This is a genomic window from Paenibacillus sp. FSL H7-0942, from assembly GCF_045040715.1.
GTDB lineage: Bacteria > Bacillota > Bacilli > Paenibacillales > Paenibacillaceae > Paenibacillus > Paenibacillus amylolyticus.
Map to the genome: position 1 here is coordinate 4,939,136 of NZ_CP150279.1, position 18,806 is coordinate 4,957,941.

The window sequence follows — 18,806 nt, forward strand, 5'->3', positions numbered from 1 at the left end:
GCTATAGAAATAGCGGTGAGAATGCAATCCAGGCCAGAATAAGAGTAAGCACAATGCAGACATTCTCTACAACGGCCCCACGCTTGGTCCCTGTACTCATCAGATTCACCCGTATGCGCCACTTGAGCGGTGGTAACGGACGAATACCCCGATTGGTTAGTGAATCGGCCAATAGATGCATCGCATATGCCGTGCCTCCCGCTACCCAGATCTCCGGTCCCTGCTGCTGGGTCGTGCTGTACAACAAGCCCGCCCATATTGCGGTTCCGTACAGGGTATGTGTCAGTCCCCTATGAGTCAGTGTGGTGCAGAGCATTAACAAACTGCCTGCAATCAAGTTCCACGGTGCGAACGCGTGACCATAGAAAACCAGCCCAAGTCCAATCGCAAACATCAACACTTTGCGAAGCGAACGCGAAGGCAGGAATGACACAAGCGCAATGAGGATCGCAAGCAACAGGTTCCATGGTTTGGCATGAACATAGAAGTACACAAATACAGCTGTGGGCAACAGAATCGTCTGTAACAACCTGATCAGACTGTTAGGCAAGGCTCTGGATACCAGCAGCGAATTAGGCTCATCAATGTCAGGCAATAAAGAACCAATCAGAGCAACCGTAACTGCTGGCGCGGTCACTGGCATACCGGCCAACTGCAGAACAGAAAGCGACACGCCTGTCCCGATAATAAGGTGGGATCTTCCCATCATGATGCAAAAACGTCCTTTCGAAGAAATCGGGAACAATACGGCCCAGTTCCGATTTTACAACGAAAACAAAATAAGAACAATAGTTCGCATTTCTTATTTGTATGAAAATAAATATAACTTTCTGTGATGGGGCTCACACTATTATATTTATGACTCTTCTATCTTTATTAGTGAATTAAATCACATAAACTATCGTCAACTACTTGTATAATTTCAAATATAAACCACTAAAATTGTTGGTAATGTACAGCGTCTATCCAAGGAGGCATACACACATGAACGAAAAAAAAGAGAAACTCGTTATCATAGGTAACGGAATGGCAGGAATTAGTACCGTTGAGCAAATTTTAAAATTAACTACGCGATTTGATATTACCGTTTTTGGCACAGAGCCCTATCCTAACTACAACCGCATTATGTTGTCTTATGTACTGGAAGGAAGCAAAACACTGGACGATATCGTGCTGAACGACCTTCACTGGTATGAAGATTACGGCATTACGCTGCACACAGGCACAACGGTTACACGAATCGATGCCGAGACACACGAAGTTGTGACTGAAGATGGAACTCGCGTTCCTTATGACAAAATCATCATTGCAACAGGCTCCAACTCCTTCATTCTCCCCGTACCGGGACATGACAAAGAGGGTGTTGTTGGTTTTCGCGATATCGCCGATTGCAATGTCATGCTGAAAGCTGCTAAGCAGTATAAAAGAGCGGCCGTTATCGGGGGCGGACTGCTAGGCCTTGAAGCTGCCAAAGGGTTGGTACAACTTGGCATGGAAGTTACCGTAGTGCATCTGATGGAAGATCTGATGGAGCGTCAGCTTGATCCGCAAGCTTCATCCATGTTGAAGGCAGAACTCGAACGTCAGGGTATCCGGTTCAAGATGGGTGCGCAGACTTCCGAACTGCTGGGCGGCGAACGCGTTGAAGGGATACGTTTTGCAGATGATACGGTTCTGAATGTTGATTTTGTGGTCATGGCTGTAGGCATCAAACCCAATACGGCTGTAGCCCGCGAAAGCGGTATGGAAGTGAACCGGGGTATTGTCGTGAATGACTATATGCAGACTTCACTTGAGAATGTGTATTCGGTCGGGGAATGTACAGAGCACCGCGGGGTATGTTACGGCCTCGTTGCCCCATTGTTTGAACAAGGTATGATTCTGGCGAAACATATCTGCGGTGTGGAGACCGCTCCTTATGAAGGTTCAGTTGTATCCACGAAATTGAAAATTTCGGGTGTGGACGTGTTTTCAACTGGTGAATTCATCGACAGCCCCGAGCACACCGTCATTTCGCACAAAGATGACTGGAAACGGACCTACAAAAAAATTCTGCTTCGTGATAATAAAATGGTCGGCGCTGTTCTCTTCGGTGACATTACGGATTCTGCCGAATTGCAGAAACTGATTAAAAATCAAACCGAAATGACCGAAGAATTGTATGGTTCACTCATGGGTACAGGCTGCGGCGGTCATAAGAAAGCAACCTCTGTTGAAACGATGCCCGAGGACGAAATCGTCTGTGGATGTAACGGGGTAACCAAAGGAGCCATTGTTGATGTAATTACAAACCAGGGCCTTACCACTGTTGATGAAATCAAAGCCTGTACCGGTGCAACACGCTCTTGTGGTGGGTGTAAACCGGTTGTGGAACAGATTCTGCAATATGTACTTGGAGACAGTTTCAGTACTGGGGCTAAACAGGGCATCTGCGGATGTACTTCCATGGGACGGGATGAGATTGTAGCCGAGATTCGTGAAAAAGGATTACAAACGACCAAAGAGGTCATGAATGTACTGGGTTGGAGTCAGCCAGAAGGTTGTTCCAAATGTCGTCCGGCGATCAACTACTACCTTGGCATGATTGCACCAGACACACACGAAGATGAGAAAGAATCCCGTTTTGTTAACGAACGGATGAACGCGAATATTCAAAAAGATGGAACGTATACGGTTGTACCTCGGATGTACGGCGGGGTGACTACACCAGCGGACCTCAAACGCATCGCTGACGTTTCAGTCAAATATGATGTAAAAGCAGTCAAAGTGACTGGCGGTCAGCGTCTCGACTTGATTGGTGTCAAAAAAGAAGATCTGACCAAAGTCTGGGCTGAACTGGATATGCCTTCAGGTTATGCATACGCCAAATCGCTGCGTACGGTCAAAACATGTGTCGGCTCCCAATTCTGCCGATTCGGTACACAGGATTCCATGGCCATGGGTGCTCGCATCGAACGTAAATTCGAACGTCTGGATCTGCCAGCCAAGTTTAAATATGCCGTCAACGGTTGTCCGCGAAACTGTGCAGAGGCATGTACCAAAGATATCGGTATCGTTGGTAACGACGGAGGCTGGGAGATCTTCATCGGTGGTAACGGCGGTATTAAAGCAAGACTGGCTGATCCCTTATGCAAAGTGAAAACGGATGAAGAGTTGATTGAACTGTGCGGCGCCATCATGCAATATTACCGCGAGACAGGTAACTATCTGGAACGGACGTCCGAGTGGGTGGAACGCATGGGTCTGGAGCATATTCGTTCGGTTGTTGTGGATAACCTTGAGGAACGTAAAGCGTTGATGCAGCGGATTGAATTTGCACTTGAGCATGTTGAAGAACCTTGGCAAAAAGCGATTCGCAATGAAGAAGGCCAAAGTAAAATGTTCCATGGCATCGAAGTATCAGCTCGTCCATAAGTAAGCTTGCAGATTAATACTGCCCGAATGTTAAATATAGATAAGGAGTGGTTTAAGATGACGACAAAACAATCAGGCACCTACTTCCCTGCCGGAGTAGTTGAAGAATTCCTGCCACGAATCGGAAGAGTAGTTGAGATTAAGGACCATCAGCTTGCTGTCTTTCGTGCATCGGATGGTACCATCTTCGCTGCGGATAATCACACCCCCCACCCTAAGGGTGGGCCGCTGGCTGAAGGCATCGTGTCCGGGCATTATCTGTACGATCCGCTGTATGATTGGAAAATTGACCTGACTACTGGTCTTGTGCAAGCACCGGACAACGGTCAAGTACAGATGTATCCGGTAAAGGTAGAGAACGGCCAGGTCTGGATTGAAATATAGCTCCATTGAAACGTTCAAAGATTGATGCAAAATAATGGTTGGGGGAAACCGTGATGTATACACCAAGTGTTGAGGCAATTATTGAAGCTGCGGTTAAAAAACGGGATCAAATGAACGCAAGCCTGCCACGATATATGGTTGCTGCCTTAATGGCTGGTGCCTATGTAGGGCTTGGCATCGTTCTGATCTTCAGTATTGGTGCTCCGCTCCTAGCGGCACAGTCACCACTGCAAACTATGTTGATGGGTATGTCCTTCGGACTCGCGCTCACGCTGGTCATCTTTGCCGGATCGGAACTGTTTACAGGTAACAATATGTTCTTTACCATGAGTACACTGGCAGGCCGAACCACAGTGAATGAAACGCTGAAGAACTGGGGGCTCGTCTTTGTTGGTAACCTGCTCGGCGCAATTCTATTAAGTCTACTCATTGTCGGTAGCGGCCTGTTCAAAACGGCCACACCGGAACATCTGTTATTCGTTGTCTCTGCCAAAAAGATGGCGGCGCCCGTGTCTGAGTTGTTCTTCCGAGGCATTCTCTGTAACTGGCTCGTCTGTCTGGCGATCTGGATGGCAGCTCGCTCCAAAGAAGATATCGCCAAACTTGTTCTCATCTGGTGGTGTCTGTACGCATTTATCGCAAGTGGTTATGAGCACAGTGTTGCCAATATGACTTTGCTCTCTTTATCCTGGCTGCTGCCAAACCACCCGGATACAATCACGATGGCAGGCTGGTTCCATAACATGATTCCGGTAACGCTTGGTAATATTATCGGCGGTGCCCTCTTTGTTGGAATGGCGTACTGGTATACTTCTCCGGTACGAAAAAAAGTATAATTCTTGATTCAACTGCACTTATGTAGCCTAGAGCACAACATCTACACACACTGAAGCCACGATGGAGCCGAACTCACGTTCAGTCACACATCGTGGCTTTTTATTGTTTGTCGATAACCTGCGTACTCTCTCGTACGGTTACCTTTAATTCTCCCGTAATCCTCTCGTCCTTCTATAGAGAATTAAAACTTCATTTTACCTTCGTCGCTATCCACGTTAATCCACAGTTGACATAACTGGCGTATAGTCGATGGATACTCACACTTATACTCAACCAGCAAAGGATGAACGCTTATATGGGAATTCACACGTACTTCAGGTCACTAAACGATCTTGAACGTATTATTCGTACACCTGGCAAATTCAAATTCGAAGAACACAGCGTATCCGCCCATTCCTGGAAAGTCGTACAGTACGCCAAAACGCTCGCAGATATTGAGGAGCAACATGGAACCACAATCGATTGGAAGAAGTTATACGAAATTACGAGTAGTCATGATTATGGCGAAATCTTCATCGGTGATATCAAAACACCCGTCAAACATTATTCACTGGAGCTTCGTTCGATGCTGCAAAAGGTGGAAGAAGGCATGGTTGAACATTTTATTAATGAAAATATTCCTGAAGAGTTCCAGCCTATTTTCCGCAGACAGCTGCGTGAGGGCAAAGACCAATCTGTTGAAGGACTGATTCTCGAAATCGCAGACAAGATGGATCAGGTATATGAAGCCTTTGCTGAGCTCCAACGTGGCAATACGGAGAAAGAATTTATCGTTATGTACCGTTACGCCTTGGTCAAAATCAAAAATATCGACCTCCACTGTGTGCAGTATTTCCTGGAACAGATTCTCCCCGACATGATTGAAGAAGGTATCCGCTCCCCGTTTGATATTCGCAAAATAACCGAAGAAGCTCTTGCCCAGTAATCAGCTCAAGTCAACATGGTTCTCATCATCCATGGACAGGGCTTTTTTTCGTTCCTGCAGTTGCAGTCTGTACTCACTAGGGTACATGCCCGTTTTGTTTTTGAAAATCCGGCTGAAATAGTGGGAATCACTATACCCTACCGCTCCACCAATGGTCTTGATATCCATATTCTCGTGCGTAACGAGCATGCGCTTCGCTTCATTAATCCGCAGACCTGTCATATATTTTAGCGGAGTCTCACCCGTTACTTTCTTAAAACACTTTCCCAGATAGTCCACACTAAAATGCATCTGTCCCGCCATGTCCTGGAGTGTAATCTCATGCATGTAATTCTGCTTCAAATACAACTTAACGGCCTCTGCGATATCCTCCGGCTTCACCTGCTCATCCAGCACGGCACTGACATGCGCAAGCGAATCCACAGCGCTCCCAAGCTTCAATTCCATCGCATCCAGCAGTGTACGAAGCTGTTCTTCCGATAATGGTTTGAGCAGATAATCCTCCACCTTGTAACTGATCGCCTGCCGTGCATATTCGAATTCATGATAACCACTCAGAATGACAATTTTCACATGCGGATAGGCAAAGTACAGATGTTTGGCGAGTTCCAATCCATTCATTACCGGCATCTGTATATCAGTTACAACCAGATCAGGTACGGAATGTTCAATGAGCTGTAACGCTTCCTGACCGTTCCGCGCTTCACCGATCACCTCGAACCGGGTGTCCAACTCTCTGAATTTGCGCGAGACATTCCGGCGAATCAGGGCTTCATCTTCCACAATAATCGTTCTATATTTGATTGTCACGGGTTCGGTCATGCTCCTTTCGAATGGAACCACCTATTGTAATCTGGACACCGCCGGAAGGCTTGTTCGTAATCTGCATGTGGGCTGCCGTGCCATACCATAATTTCAATCGGACCCATATATTTTTGAGTCCCATGCCGTTGATTTCGAGGTCAGGCATACGCTCCCACTCCTGTGACTGTTCGATGTAATGCATGATCTTGGCAAGTGCTTCGGGTTCCATGCCAGGCCCGTTGTCTTCCACATGGATCTGCCAGGTCTGCTGTACCACATCCAACTCTCCAGTAATATTCAGTTTCCATGGAGGGGTATCACCCAGTCCATATTTCATGGCATTTTCGAGTAGTGGTTGTACCATCAGCATCGGAACCTGGATATACTTCATCTCTTCCGGAATATAAAACTCGTAGTGCAGATCATCCTCAAACCTAATCTTCATACACTCCAGATATCGCTCACAATAATTCAATTCTTGAGACAGGGGAACCCCGTTCTTACCCGGAGTAGAAATATAACGCAGCATAGACGCAATATTGGCGCAGAACGCGACAATCTGCTCATTCATGCCCTCTTCCGCCATGATGCTAATATTAGTGATGTTGTTATAGAGAAAATGCGGGTTCATCTGGGATTGCAACGCCAGTAATCTCGCTTCTGTCTCCTGAGATTTCATCGCCAGCCTGTCCTGAAACGATTGCACAAGCTGTTGATTCAGCCGGATAAACGTATCATTTAGCTCATCCATCTCCCGAATAGAACCGGGATGCTCCAGCTTGAACAATTGACCGGAATCCTGACCCGATACCAGATCATTCTCACCCGTTTTGAGAATAATGCGCTGCAATCGATGTAGCGGCAAAGTAACCCGTTTGGAGATCAGATACGAGAGAACCAGAATCAGCATGAGAGTAGCTAACGTGGCACCGATAAACATCACAGCCATCCGGTTGAGACTCGCGAAAAGGGACTGTTTGGACTGCATGACAATAACGGTCCATCCCGTCTCCTGTGACGTCATGTATGTCATCATCTGTTTGGACTGACTCAAAGGATCGCTAATCTCCTGCATCGTATCAGGCGGAAATGAAAGATTTTGAATCAAGTCCACATCATCGAAATGGCCTGCTTGAAAAGCATCGGCAGCCGAAGAAAGTGGAAACAACCTTGTATTTTGTTCATCCACTACATAGATCCGAAGATCGTCGTTATTTGTCTGCAATTCATTCAAATGCTGAAACAGGGTTCCGGCATCCTGCAAAATCTCAACGACACCCTGGCTGACATAATTGCCATCTTTGTATACACGGGTAAGCGAAATGTAAGATTGATCTGATTTTCCCTCGCCGGTCGGCATGGGCAAGGCTCCGCCCTCTAACAATTGGATCACTCGCCAGCCACTCCGCTCCCAGGTTTCCTTGTACCACGGTCGCTGAGTCAGGTCTACCGACAGTTGACCGTTGAATGCACCCGCTCCCAACATCTTGCCATTCACGTCATAGATATTGGCCTGCTTGGCTGTATTGGAGCTGCTGATGATCGCGAGAATGACATCAATTAGTGTGGTTGTATCCTTATACAATGCTGGATCACTCGTCATTGTCTGCTCACTGCCTTCTGCTGGTGCCAAGTAGTGACTGAAGTGTTCCTTGACCAGATTGGAGTACACGATATTCATGGAAAAGTTGTTCATTTTCACCACTTCCTGATCCAGGTTACTGACGATTGATACCCCCAGTTGTCTCTGCTGTTCTTCACTTCGCTGACGAATGTCACTTGCGAGAAAAACATACAGAAGCCCCGCCACAATCAGCGAAAAGATAATAAATACCGCAGAGTAATAGACAAACAGACTTTGCTGAAGCGTTCCAAATCGATATCGCAATCCCCACACACCTCGTCCTATGATGATATCTGTCACACCATTCGAAAATGTCCACCCAACAGAACGCTTTTGTCTATTGAGCACATCTGCTGTTCACAGTAAAGTTATCCACATAAGAATACGCTTACATTAAGCGTTTCGGCAAGTGACAATTTTCTTTATATTCCGGGAGGTTCAATGATGAGAAAACGATTTCTATTTTCGCTTGCAAGTGTGCTCCTGCTCTCCACTCTGCTGCTTGCCGGGTGCAACTCAGGTAAAAGTACGGAAGGTTCGGGTAAGGTGACTCTCACGTTTGGAACAAGTCAATCCGGTATTCCGCGTACAGGCATCATGCAGACGATGGCCAAGGAATATGAGCAAGAGACGGGTGTCAAAATTGACTTCCAGGTCGTACCTGACGCACAGTGGCGTGACCTGATCAAGGTGAAGCTCGCTTCTGGCGAAGCACCTGATATTTTTAATGTCGATGTGGACCCACTGAGCATGCCGGCTAACGTAAGACCGGAGGAGAATGCCATTGACCTGACCAATGAGGAATTCACAGGTCGGATGTCTGAAGAGATTTTGCCAACTGTCAGTCATAATGACAAGGTGTACGGGGTTTCTTTTGCACCAACGAAAATCTGGTATGTGTACTATAACAAACGTATCTTCCAAGAGCTCGGCATAGAGCCTCCTACATCCTATGCGGAATTCAAGGCCATCAGCCAGAAAATTAAGGATAAAGACATCATTCCGTTCTATCAAGCACCTGCCAGCGGGTGGTATCAGGTTCTGCCTTTGTTCGAAACGGGACCTAACTATGAGCAAACAACAGCGGGAACCTACGAGAAATTAAACAACAATGAGATGAAAGTCGCAGATATGACGCAACTCAAGACGGTCATTGAACAGTTGAAAGAATTTGCGGATCTCGGTTATTTCGGCAAAGACTTCTTGTCCAATACGGTAGAAGCGGGCATTGAGGCGTTTGGTCAGGAGAAAGCAGCGATGTTGCTGCGGGTTCCAGGGACGGAAAAGGAAGTGTCCGAAGCGTATCCGGAAATGGAAGACAATATGGGATTCTTCGTCATGCCATGGGGTGACAATCAGACGATTGGTGTGAATCCTGGCGGTTCAGCTGCGATGTTTGGTAACAAAAACAGTAAACATCCTGAAGAAGTGCTGAAATTCTTCCGCTGGATTACCGAGCATGATCATCTGCAACGTGTGTTCGATGAAGGTGAAGGCAATCTGACGATCTGCTGGCCGGAAATCGAACCAAAGCTGACACAGGACTATATTGATTATGAGAAAAATCATGAAAAAGGTACGGTTATGCAGGCCGCTGTGAAATATATTGATCCACAATGGATGGATATTGGCAAGGACTTATCAGGTATGTTCGCCGGTGCAATGACACCGGATCAGATTCTGCAAAATATTGATAAACGTCGTGCTGAACAAGCCAAAGTGCTGAAAGATGAGAAGTGGTAGTAACAGCGCACATCTCAGTTAAATATAAACGCTGAACAACGTTACATGCAGCGGGCGTTTGCCCGCTCATGTATTTTGGCAGGAAGGAAAGGTGTTACCGGTTATGAATGCGAACAAAATCTATCCCTGGTATTTCTCATCTGGAGCGATTGTGTTATATCTGCTGTTCATTGTCGCTCCCGCCCTGCTGGGCATCTATTACTCCTTCACCGACTGGAACAGTTATAGTTCGGAGAAGAACTTTATCGGTCTGGAGCATTTCCGCACCATTCTGGCGGGGGATCCGACCTATCTGCTTTTTATCAAAAACACAGTCCTCTTCACCCTGGTTACATCCATCGCCAAGACCGTGCTGGGCTTATTTCTGGCTCTACTCTTGGTTAGCGGTGTAAAGGCCGCCAATCTGCATCGGATGATTATCTTCTCACCACAGGTGCTATCGTTCCTGATTGTTGGACTCGTGTTCAAAAGTCTGCTTGACCCCAACAACGGGTTCGTTAACGTAACCCTGCGTTCCATGGGACTGGACGTTCTCGCCCAGAACTGGCTGGGCTCCCTGACCTGGGCCATGCCATCCATTATGGCAGTGGATACGTGGAAAGGCATGGGATACATCATGGTGCTGTTCATCGCCGGACTGCTCGCCATTCCCCGTGATTATTACGAAGCAGCATCCATTGATGGCGCCGGATTCGGGCAGAAGCTGTTCCGAATCACGATTCCGATGCTGATGCCTACCATTACTATCGCCACGGTGCTTAATATTACATATGGGCTGAGAGTTTTCGATGCCGTATACGTGTTAACCAATGGTGGACCCGGTAACGCAACAGATGTGATTAACACAGCGGTCTATTCCTCTTTTGCCAAAGGGTATTGGGGACTCGGAAGTGCACTATCCACCATCCTGTTTGTCATCATGGCAATCATCTCCTTTTTCATCATTCGTTTGATGAACCGAAAGGTGGAATACTGACATGCGATTGAGAAAAAGATTGGCTTCGATCGGGTTAAATGTACTCGCCTGGCTGCTTAGCCTGGTGGTCCTGATTCCTTTTGTCGTCATTGTACTGAATTCATTCAAGTCGGACGCCGAGGCCAAAGTGCTTAAACTGACGTTGCCCGAGAAGTTTATTTTCGAAAATTACAAAATTGTCTATGAACAGGGACATTTGGGCGGTTCCTTTTTCAACAGTCTGCTGCATTCTGGGGCTTCTTCTCTGCTACTGGTGTTTGTTGTGGCCTTCTCGGCCTTCACGTTATCTCGCAACCATTCGAGGCTCAGCAAGTTTCTGTACTTCTTCCTGATTCTTGGTATCACCCTACCGCTTAACTACATTCCGCTGATGGAAGTCATGAAGTCCATGGGTATGATCAATTCACATGTCGGCATGATTCTGCTCTACACGGCCATGGGCATTCCAATCTCGCTGTTCATTACATATGCGTTTGTGTCTAACATCCCGAAGGAACTGGATGAAGCCGCGATCATGGACGGATGTAATGGGATCAAGCTGTTCCTGAGAATCATTGTACCTTTGTTAACCTCGGTGCTGGTAACGGTATTTGTTCTTAATTTCCTGAGTGTCTGGAATGAGTTTACTGCCCCACTCTATATGCTGAATACAGTGGAGATGTGGCCGATGACGCTGGCTGTATATAACTTCTTTGGACAATTCAGTGCCCAGTGGAATCTGGTCAGTGCCGATATCGTGCTCACGTCATTGCCTGTGTTGATTGTGTTCCTCATTGGGCAAAAGTATATTGTAGGAGGACTAACTTCAGGGGCGGTTAAAGGGTAAGCTCCACCGACAATCCAAATACACAAACACTCTTGTCTAAGTACATCTTCTGACTCCTCAGCACAAAAAGCCCTTGTCTGCTCATCGTGTGAATAACTTCTTCGTACAGAAGAAGTATCACACGCTGCTGCGGACAAGGGCTTACGCTGTTGGATTCGAATTAATCGTGCGCCAACCCGCCAACATCGGATGGAGCCGCTATATCTGGGCTCTGCTCCAGAGATTTGATCATTTTCAAACGGGATGTGATTATTGCGATCAGAATAACAAACAGACCCGCGATGATAAACAGAAAGGCAATACCTCTGCCTGGCCCAGTTCCAATAATTTGACCAACAGACGAAGCCAGTGCTCCCCCCTCCATCAGTAACGGATTAAACACATGGTCGGCCAGAAAACCAGCCAAACTGTACGCGATAATAAACCCGAGTTGTGACAGAATACCAATGATTCCCCATACCCTGCCCTGCTTATCGTTGGCGATATTGTTTCGCACCAGTACATCTGCGCTCATATTAACAAACGGCAGCGATGACAGGAACAGAAAACCTGCGAAGATAATAAAATAAATGTTGGTGGATATCCCCAGAAGCGAAAAGGACAAACCGCACAAAATCAGACCCATCACAAGCACACTTGCGTATCTCTTTGTTATTGTAAATATGCCGATGCACAAGCTGCTAATCAGCATGCCGATGGCGCTAACAGACTGAAACGTTCCAAGTGTCTTTGCATCCGTGAATGACAGAAGCATCGGACCAATGAGTGTCTCCAGGAATCCCAGATAAAAGGTGACAAGTGAAATAATCACCACTAGCAACAGTACTCCCTTGTTGGTTACAACTTCTCTCCAGCCCTCTTGAATATCGGTGATCCAGTTTTTTCCTTCTCGATCCTCTCGCTCCACCTTCATGCTCTTCCGAATAACCAGCACAGCCAGAATGGCAACCAGGAATGTCAGAATATTAATGACCAGAATGACTTCAATGGTTGTTATACTAAGCAGAATGCCCGCAATGATGGGTGAAAACAGAAACTTCGAGGATTCAGCCAGTTGTACAAGACCGCTTCCTTTTGAGAATTGATCCTTATCCAGCAGGTCCGTAGCAGAGGCCTTATATGCAGGGCTCTGCAACGCGGAAAACACGGAACTAAAGGCTACTCCCACATAGATATGCCATAATTGGATATCACCTGTGAGCATAATGGACAGAATGAAAATCAAACCGGCTGCCGACCCCAGGTCGCCGATAATCATCATCGTTCGACGGTCGAATCGGTCGGCCAGTACCCCTCCAATAGGTCGAAGCAGGATATTCGGCAGAAACGTGAATAAGGTAATCAATGCAACACTTGTTGCCGTATTCGTTTTTTCGAAGGCATACACCCCCAGGGAGAAGGCTGTAAGTCCAATCCCAATCATGGAGATGAGCTGACCGAACCATACTACCAGAAACTTTTTAAATGATTTTTGAACGGTATGTTCCATAGATGATACTCCTTTCTCGGCTAACCTTGATTCGGAAAATAAAGACGAGTGACGTAGGCGAAGCTTCCTTGTTCTGCTCCCAGCACACGTTCCATAATATGTGTGAATGCTTCAACCTTTTTTTGAAGTTCTTCCTCCTCCCATTGAAAGATGCCTCGATCCAGCAAAAATTGTGACGATACGAGCAGGAATTCGATGGATTCCTTTGGGTTAGGTGTATGAAATACCCCCTCCTGAATGCCCTGCTCTACCACCTCGGCCAAGATGGGACTTAATCGAATTACCGTCTCAACAAGACTCTTTTGGTGCATCTCCACATTATGAACACTGTGCAATTGCTCGATGAGATCATGTTTTCTGCCGTCAGGCTGATTCTGCGCCATCATGATGCGAAAAATTTTGTCATGGGCATTCAGTTTGGGATCGGACACCACGTGCCTGGCCGATGCCTCCCCGCTCAGAATAAAACGCATGACGATGGCGTTCATGACCTCTTCCTTGGACTGAAAATAATAATAAAATGTACCCTTGGCAATGTTGCACGCCTGAAGGATATCCATGACCGTAGCTTTGGTGTACCCCTTTGTTATGAACAGAATCTCGGCGGCATCCAAAATCTCGTTCCTGCGTTCTTCCGGGTTTTTTATCAGTCTCATATCCTGGCCTCCGATACGTTCGACCGACTGTCGGTCTATTGTAGTCATGGAGTTCTTTTTTTAGAACCCCATTTCAGTCAACCATTGCGCCAAATGGCTTTCCCTTGTTTTTAAATCCTGACGCTCTCTTGCATATTTTCCAATATTTCTGTCTGCAACCAGCTTACCGTCCATCATAAACAGTACACGTTCCGATCTGGCAGCGACTTTCACATCATGGGTCACCAGCAGAATGGTTGTACCCGTTGCATTAATATCGCCCAGAATATCCATGATCTCATACGTTGATTTGGAATTCAGCGCCCCCGTTGGTTCATCGCCGAATAAAATATCTGGATTATTGATCAGCGCACGGCAGATGGCAATCCGTTGAAGCTGTCCGCCTGAGGCTTGGGTGATGTTATGCCCAGCCAGCTCATCAATCCCCATTTTTTTCATTAATGACATCGCCCGTGTATTAATCGTTTCTCTGCTGCTATTCTTGGCCAGATACGCGGAAAGTACGATATTGTCTAATAGATTCAGATTCTTGAGCAGATGAATATTTTGAAAGATGAATCCCATCTTGGTCAAACGTAGACTTGCCAGATCCCTCTCCTCAAATGCCGATATTTTTTTGCCATTAAAATAGACACTTCCAGCACTAATCTGATCCATACCACTTATGTTGTACAGTAAGGTAGACTTGCCTGAGCCAGATGGCCCCATGATGGAAACAAATTCTCCCTTTTTTAATTGAAGGTTGATATCTTTTAAGATGTTATGTTCTTCATTCTCGCCGATCGCTACGGATTTATTCACGTCTTTAGCCTCAAGTATAGTTGTCATCGTTGATCCTCCCTATTCGACAATCATTTTGGATATGCTCGTTTCCTTGATCGATTGGATACTAATCCATGCTGTCAGTACAATCGTGCCTGCAAGTAACAATGGACACAAAATATATGCTTGTAACGGGTTAACAACAAAGACAATATTGGAAGCACCAAACGTCGACATAATGGCACTAACCAGCAACGGACCCAACGTATTGGACAATATCGTTCCAGTAACAACCCCTAAGATTAATATGACAAGTGACATCACGACATACTTGAACTTGATTTTAGACAAGGCAAACCCAAGGCTTCTTAGTACAGCAATGTCGTTGTTGTCCTTGGCTACTAACATCTGAAGGAACAGTGCTGTAATTAAAATAGATATGAAGACACCGATGACCAAGGCCAGCATCGTCACCATTTTCAATTGTTGGATGGTTCCGCCTAACGTCTGATCCAGATAACCTTGAAGATCGGTTACTTTGGCTGGCGAGAACGCCGCCTCATATTCAGCAATTTTGGTAGCCATGTCCCCGCGATTATTCAGATCCAAACTGACCACGTACCACAACACACTATCCTTGTTGTAGGGTAATAAGGCCTTCGCCGTTTTGCCACCATTCGTAACGTCCTGGTATATTCCGCTGACCGTCATTATCTGGTCCTTGCCATTAACGAGCAAGGTAAGTTGCTCACCAGTCTTCAGGCGCAGCTCGCTACTGTTGGCATCAGATAAAGCAATTTCATTCTCGGTTGTTGGCGCATTACCGCTAACATAAGACAATGGGAAAATACTGAAATCCCCAGTTTCTACACTCAGATTGTCGTAACTTCCTTCCGCATTTTTAATCTTGAACTGACTTGTTACCAATGGGGAATACGTTTTGATGTCTTTATCATTTTGGATCTGGGTAACCAGATTGTCATAACGCTGCTCCACATCGTCTGTGTGCCTCAAGTCAATGCGAATATCACTTTGTCCAACACCCATATAAGAGATAAAACTTGGCGCCTGCAAAGTGTTCAGGAAGTTGACCGGCACAATCATGATAAATGAACTGACTACAAAGACAAATAACAATAATCGGAACATCTTGATTCGCTGTATCACTTCCTTCAGACCAAGAAAGACAGGTACGGAAGACCAGCGATTGCGGGACAAACTAAGCCGGTTTCGAATGATCTGTGTATCTCCCAGGCTCCCGGTACGGAGAGCATCCACCGCGGAGATGGAACGAAAACGCCGCAGTACTGTTCGACAAAACAGAACAACCATGGCAAATATTATTCCAGCGGCTAATAACGGAATCGCGAAATGCAACAGGGTTGCAGGTGCTTTTCCCATATACAACATGATGTTGGAAACAAATAGTCTGTTAACGCCAAGTGATGCAATGTAACCAAGCACGGATGCAAATCCGGCCATAAATACATACTTCATCAGATACAGTCTCTTAATATCCTTCTCTGCGATTCCAATCGCTTTCATGACACTAATCTCACGATAATCCTCTTCGATGGTCGCAAGCATCGTGAATCGGATGCAAAGCATCGCAATCAGAATCAGCACAAGACTGACCAGAATAATAACGGCTGCAATAACTCCGTCGGTCATCGCATTCAGTACCTGGAACAGCCCATAGGTTACGACTGGACCCGCGTTGGGAAGTCCGGCATTTTGGTAAGCCTGGGTAAATTCACTTGTCAGTCCGGGATCCGTCAACCGGAATTCGATGAGATACTCCATCTCTCCGATGCTCTGCTTCAGTTCCTGCAAATTCCCTGCACTCACGATAAAACGTTTGGAGTGCACAACCGATGGATTCATCTGAGCATCACGGACAAAATCAACGATGGTGTAAGAACGCTCAAATTGACCATTATCGATCCGAACCTGGTCGCCCACGCTCAATTTTTTTTGCTGCATGTAATATACCGGAACCGCGATCTCGCCATCGTTCACCTGAATAATCTCACTGTCCAGATTCAACAAATAGTCGAAACCCTGATTCTGTGTAACAAAGTCAATGTCCATAACGCTGTTCTTTTCGGACTCTGCTCCGAGAAACAGATTAGAGCCGTCAATGTTGACCATTTCCACAATCTGATGCTGCTGGACCATAGCATTTTCTTCAGCCCATGTGTTCACTTTGACCTGATCGAGTTCTCCGGCATGCATTTGCACAAAGTGTGGTGTTTTGGATTCAGAAAATAGATATTGGATGGAACTCGTCAGTTCCATAATCATTCGTGACCCCGAAGATACCAGCAAGGCGGCCAGCAGTACAAAAATAAACAACGCAGCCGTAATCCCTTTTTTTCTCGTTATATCGTTTCTCAGCATTCGTAGCAGCATAAACGAACATGGCTCCTCTCATCTACAAGTTGTTCCTATTTATCTGGAGTCATAAAGCTTGTCAGACAATGCGCCACCGTTGAAGGTTGATGCATCATGAACATGTGAGCACCCTCTTTGATGGTTTGAAGCTTCATGGATGTGCCAAAATATCGGCCCCATCTCAACGCTGATTGAAGGGTAACGGTACGATCCCGTTCTCCCCACAGATACAATACCGGCAATGAGAGCGGCTCATATTCAAGCGTTGCTGCAGATTCCAGCATCCTGAAATCCGCCCGGATGACGGGCAGAAAATAATTCAATAATTCTTTTTCATGTATCAGTTCTTGCGGGAGCGCTTCATAGGAAAACAGATGATCAATCAGATTTTCGTCTGACATCCGATCATAATTCTGCATCCCGCATTCGTCAGGCGTGTTGCAGGCAGATAACACAAGCCGTAGCGTTTTAGCTACATCTGGACGTTCCTGACATAAGCGTTGCGCAACGAAGTAGGCTGTAATCCCTCCCAGACTATGTCCAAATAACAGACTGCCGGGCTGTATAACATCCAGCAGTTTGCTGGTATACAGTTCTACGAGTTGCTGCATATGCTCCAGGGGAGTTTCGGTGTTCAGACCATGACCCGGGGGCGTAAACGCCCAAATTTCCGTGTCAGGAAGGTACGGCACTAGGGGCTGAAAACTGTTGGAGTTGCCACCGAGATAAGGAAAACAGACCATTTGTCTGTTTCCCTCCCCCTTTTGTAGTTGCTCCAAATAGATCGGTTCCATCACTTATCCACCACCATAACCAGGCTTACTTTCTTTCCAGAACATATGCAGGGAATGTCTGAAGTGAAGTATCCACATTTTTACGCTTGAAGATGACATGTATGACAATAGCCGATATTGCAAAAAAGAAGAATTGCATAATTTGAACTTGCGGATTAAAGTAGTACAAATCAATTTGACTTCCTGTCGCTACAAGCCAGAATGCAAGCAGATAAAACAGAAGTGTACCTTTGGTTGCATTGAAGATATAACTTTGGAACACGATAAATGCCATAAGCTGAACAACGTAGTATATGTAAGTGGTTGAGGTGCCAAAAGAGGAAATCAAGTATCCCGGAAGCACCCATAATCCGAACAACAGGCCGGTAATCAGACCACTTGTTATATTATTTTTTAACTTCCCTTGCAAGAATGGAAGCAAAAATCCGATCCAGCCAAACAGCCCACCAATCAGCCCCGTCTCCTTGATCAGATTCACAATCCCCAACCAGATCATTTCAGGTACACTATATGTCAGTTCAGGGACCGGTATGCCGAATAACAAGGAACCAAAGTGCATTGTTGATGCAAAGATGATGGAAATTCCAATAATGAGCGGTATCCAGAACAGGTCCTGTCTGCGCGGAACCAGCTTCATAAACATTCCTTTTAGTGCTTCCGTTCCGCCCATCACATAACATGTAATTAATCCGGCAATGGAAGGTGAATACAGAGCAACGATCGCAAGTGGATGCATCAAGGTTAACTCACCTGTTATGGGTACAATAAAATCCGCAAAGAACATGAACAAACTTGCGATTCCATAACATGTGCCAAAGGAAATTCCCAAAAACAAATACATATATTTGTTGGACGGGCTGGTTGCCGGACTTGTGACTGGACGAATGGATGCCTGATTAGCTGTAATCATAGTGCCGCCTCCTTCTCAGTCAACTTTCTCTCAATAAGATCATGCAAACGGTTAATCGTGCAGAAATTAGCCAAATCCAGATCTTCATTTGCTATCTCAATCTGGAATCTACGCTCTACAAAGTCCACCAAACGCATCGCAAAGAGCGAATTGACGAACCGTTGCTCAAAATAATTGTCATTATCATTAATTTGAGTGTCCTCATGATCCATGGTGAGGTTGTTCCCGATAAACTCCCGAATTTCCTGACGATAATCCACTGCCCTTC

General features: G+C 46.0%; 17 protein-coding genes. 7 read left to right on the plus strand and 10 right to left on the minus strand.

The annotated features are described in order from the left end of the window. Position 1 precedes the first annotated feature (1 nt). Complete coding sequence (locus tag MHI48_RS21990; protein WP_036615169.1) at positions 2–709, minus strand: metal-dependent hydrolase; 708 nt, start codon at positions 707–709, stop codon at positions 2–4. A gap of 275 nt (positions 710–984) precedes the next feature. Here MHI48_RS21990 and nirB point away from each other — a divergent pair, with 275 nt between their 5' ends. The 4 genes from nirB to MHI48_RS22010 all read left to right on the plus strand — a co-directional run bounded on the left by nirB (position 985) and on the right by MHI48_RS22010 (position 5,560). Next, a complete protein-coding gene (gene nirB, locus MHI48_RS21995; protein ID WP_076318839.1) occupies positions 985–3,414 on the plus strand; it encodes a nitrite reductase large subunit NirB in 2,430 nt (809 codons plus the stop codon). Between the two features lie 57 nt (positions 3,415–3,471). After that, the gene (gene nirD, locus MHI48_RS22000; RefSeq protein ID WP_036615174.1) at positions 3,472–3,798 is read left to right on the plus strand and encodes a nitrite reductase small subunit NirD; all 327 of its coding nucleotides are present in this window, start codon (positions 3,472–3,474) and stop codon (positions 3,796–3,798) included. Between the two features lie 53 nt (positions 3,799–3,851). After that, positions 3,852–4,634 (plus strand): formate/nitrite transporter family protein, encoded by a 783-nt coding sequence (locus MHI48_RS22005; protein WP_076328131.1) that lies wholly within the window; start codon positions 3,852–3,854, stop codon positions 4,632–4,634. Positions 4,635–4,930: 296 nt separating this feature from the next. Further along, positions 4,931–5,560, plus strand: coding sequence for a YfbR-like 5'-deoxynucleotidase (locus MHI48_RS22010; protein ID WP_076328132.1), 630 nt, complete (start codon positions 4,931–4,933; stop codon positions 5,558–5,560). On the opposite strand, the gene MHI48_RS22015 is transcribed toward MHI48_RS22010, so the two are convergent. Next, positions 5,561–6,370, minus strand: coding sequence for a response regulator (locus MHI48_RS22015; protein WP_083677409.1), 810 nt, complete (start codon positions 6,368–6,370; stop codon positions 5,561–5,563). After that, positions 6,354–8,336, minus strand: coding sequence for a sensor histidine kinase (locus MHI48_RS22020; protein WP_405141747.1), 1,983 nt, complete (start codon positions 8,334–8,336; stop codon positions 6,354–6,356). Before MHI48_RS22020 ends, MHI48_RS22015 begins: the two co-directional genes overlap by 17 nt. A 93-nt stretch (positions 8,337–8,429) precedes the next feature. Here MHI48_RS22020 and MHI48_RS22025 point away from each other — a divergent pair, with 93 nt between their 5' ends. From MHI48_RS22025 to MHI48_RS22035, 3 genes are all read left to right on the plus strand, one after another. Further along, the gene (locus MHI48_RS22025) at positions 8,430–9,731 is read left to right on the plus strand and encodes an ABC transporter substrate-binding protein (protein ID WP_340386950.1); all 1,302 of its coding nucleotides are present in this window, start codon (positions 8,430–8,432) and stop codon (positions 9,729–9,731) included. Between the two features lie 103 nt (positions 9,732–9,834). Next, complete coding sequence (locus tag MHI48_RS22030) at positions 9,835–10,707, plus strand: carbohydrate ABC transporter permease (protein WP_017687164.1); 873 nt, start codon at positions 9,835–9,837, stop codon at positions 10,705–10,707. Between the two features lies 1 nt (position 10,708). After that, entirely contained in the window at positions 10,709–11,533 is an 825-nt protein-coding gene (locus MHI48_RS22035) for a carbohydrate ABC transporter permease (protein ID WP_076214249.1), read from the plus strand. 160 nt (positions 11,534–11,693) lie between these two features. On the opposite strand, the gene MHI48_RS22040 is transcribed toward MHI48_RS22035, so the two are convergent. The 7 genes from MHI48_RS22040 to MHI48_RS22070 are packed head-to-tail and all read right to left on the minus strand — an operon-like array spanning position 11,694 to position 18,798. Beyond that, the gene (locus tag MHI48_RS22040; RefSeq protein WP_036615192.1) at positions 11,694–13,022 is read right to left on the minus strand and encodes an MFS transporter; all 1,329 of its coding nucleotides are present in this window, start codon (positions 13,020–13,022) and stop codon (positions 11,694–11,696) included. Positions 13,023–13,042: 20 nt separating this feature from the next. Next, on the minus strand, positions 13,043–13,678 hold the full coding sequence (locus tag MHI48_RS22045) for a TetR/AcrR family transcriptional regulator (protein WP_036615194.1): 636 nt from the start codon (positions 13,676–13,678) through the stop codon (positions 13,043–13,045). Between the two features lie 60 nt (positions 13,679–13,738). Beyond that, positions 13,739–14,506, minus strand: a complete 768-nt coding sequence (locus MHI48_RS22050; protein ID WP_047843824.1) for an ABC transporter ATP-binding protein — start codon at positions 14,504–14,506, stop codon at positions 13,739–13,741. A 12-nt stretch (positions 14,507–14,518) separates the two neighbouring features. Beyond that, positions 14,519–16,852, minus strand: coding sequence for an ABC transporter permease (locus MHI48_RS22055; protein ID WP_076328136.1), 2,334 nt, complete (start codon positions 16,850–16,852; stop codon positions 14,519–14,521). A 35-nt stretch (positions 16,853–16,887) separates the two neighbouring features. Beyond that, entirely contained in the window at positions 16,888–17,628 is a 741-nt protein-coding gene (locus MHI48_RS22060; protein ID WP_036615200.1) for a thioesterase II family protein, read from the minus strand. A 25-nt stretch (positions 17,629–17,653) separates the two neighbouring features. Continuing rightward, positions 17,654–18,538 carry a hypothetical protein gene (locus MHI48_RS22065; RefSeq protein ID WP_179086485.1) on the minus strand — a complete coding sequence of 295 codons (885 nt, stop codon included), beginning with the start codon at positions 18,536–18,538 and terminating at the stop codon, positions 17,654–17,656. Further along, the gene (locus MHI48_RS22070; protein WP_017687156.1) at positions 18,535–18,798 is read right to left on the minus strand and encodes an acyl carrier protein; all 264 of its coding nucleotides are present in this window, start codon (positions 18,796–18,798) and stop codon (positions 18,535–18,537) included. The genes MHI48_RS22065 and MHI48_RS22070 overlap by 4 nt, the downstream gene beginning before the upstream one ends. Positions 18,799–18,806: the final 8 nt, after the last annotated feature.